The sequence below is a fragment of the Burkholderia cepacia genome, from assembly GCF_001039005.1.
Taxonomy (GTDB): Bacteria; Pseudomonadota; Gammaproteobacteria; order Burkholderiales; family Burkholderiaceae; genus Burkholderia; species Burkholderia theae.
In genome coordinates, this window is record NZ_LDWR01000094.1 from 1 (window position 1) to 1,362 (window position 1,362).

Annotated in this window: 3 pseudogenes; 1 reads left to right on the forward strand and 2 read right to left on the reverse strand. The window is 58.8% G+C overall.

Going from position 1 to position 1,362, the window contains the following annotated elements:
• A pseudogene (locus VL15_RS43885) lies at positions 1-152 on the forward strand (IS110 family transposase); the annotation flags it as partial.
• Positions 153-187: 35 nt separating this feature from the next.
• Here the strand turns inward: VL15_RS43885 and VL15_RS36995 are convergent.
• Positions 188-850, reverse strand: a pseudogene (locus VL15_RS36995) (IS5 family transposase); the annotation flags it as partial.
• Between the two features lie 128 nt (positions 851-978).
• A pseudogene (locus VL15_RS43440) lies at positions 979-1,203 on the reverse strand (transposase); the annotation flags it as partial.
• Between the last annotated feature and the right edge of the window lie 159 nt (positions 1,204-1,362).

Sequence of the window (1,362 nt, forward strand, 5' to 3'; positions counted from 1 at the left end):
GCGAGCACCCATCCAGACGGGGCAACAAGGTGCTCAAGCGAGCCTTGTTCCTCTCTGCCTTCGCGGCCTTACGAGACCCAGTCTCGCGGGCTTATTACTCGCGCAAGATCCAGCACGCCAATTTTAGGCGTCAGCTTGTCGAGGCCTTCGCTTCATAGGATCTAACGCTTGACGAAACACATAGGGGCACCCCCCAGCGTCGCGGCGGCAGCACGAAACCCTTCTTCGCCTCGGGCAGTTTGATGACCTGCAACTCGATGCCTTCGTCACGCGCAGCCTGCGCCGCGTCTTCGCCGGTATAGCCCTGGTCGGCAAAGGCGAGTTTCACCGTCTGGCCAGTGGCCTGCTGAACCTGCTGCGCCAATTGCCGCACCTGAGCGCGCTCCTGCTCGTTGGCCGGCGTGATGTGCACCGCCAGCAGATGGCCCAACGTGTCGACGGCCATGTGTACTTTGCTGCCGCGTTTGCGTTTGTAGCCGTCATATCCCGCGCGCGGACCGCTTTCACACGTCGATTGCAATGTCCGCCCATCGAGAATCACCGCGCTGGGTTGACCCTGACGCCCCTGTGCGACACGAATGATCGAGCGCAGGTCGTCGGTCATCGCCTCAAAGCAGCCAGCGCGCAGCCATCGTTGGGTTTGCTGGTACACGGCCTCCCACGGCGGGAAGTTCGTCGGCAACAGCCGCCACGGTGCGCCTGCACGGGCCAACCAGCGCAACGCGTTGTAAAGCTCGCGCAGCTCGTACTGCCGTTGCGGTGCCTCTTCCTTCATCAGCGTCAGATACGGCACAACGAAGCTCCATTCTTCGTCCGTTACGTCACTCGGGTAGGGTCTGCGTTTTTCCATCCTCCTTGAACGGTTGTGCCGAGGAAAAGTGCATAACACGCTCTAATCTGATTCGCATCAAAATGTGATGGGAATCAGATTGCCGTAACCATTCCTCGCGGGAAAGACGGTACTGATCGCGCGCTTACTCTGAAGTTGTGCTGCCATGCGAAGGTGCGTTCGACGACCCGCCGATTACGCCTCAGCCGCTCTCTGCTCTCGATCCCCTCGCTGGCGATTCACGCAGTGATGCCATGCTGTTTCAGATAGCACCGACATCGACGTCAGTCGTAACCCTTGTCGGCATGCAGCTTGTCGGGGCGCTTGCGTGGCTGACCACTCAACCCGTGGACTACGGTAATCGTGTCAAGCGTCGGACTCGATTCCAACTATAGGATACACGCAAATATTTTCCGCATTATTTCGCCCCGTGACTTTTGAAATTTTTCACCAGATCAAGAAAGGGAATCAGTGGTACTTCGGCATGAAAGCGCATATTGGCGTGGGCATTTCCGGGTCGCGCTCGCCCGACG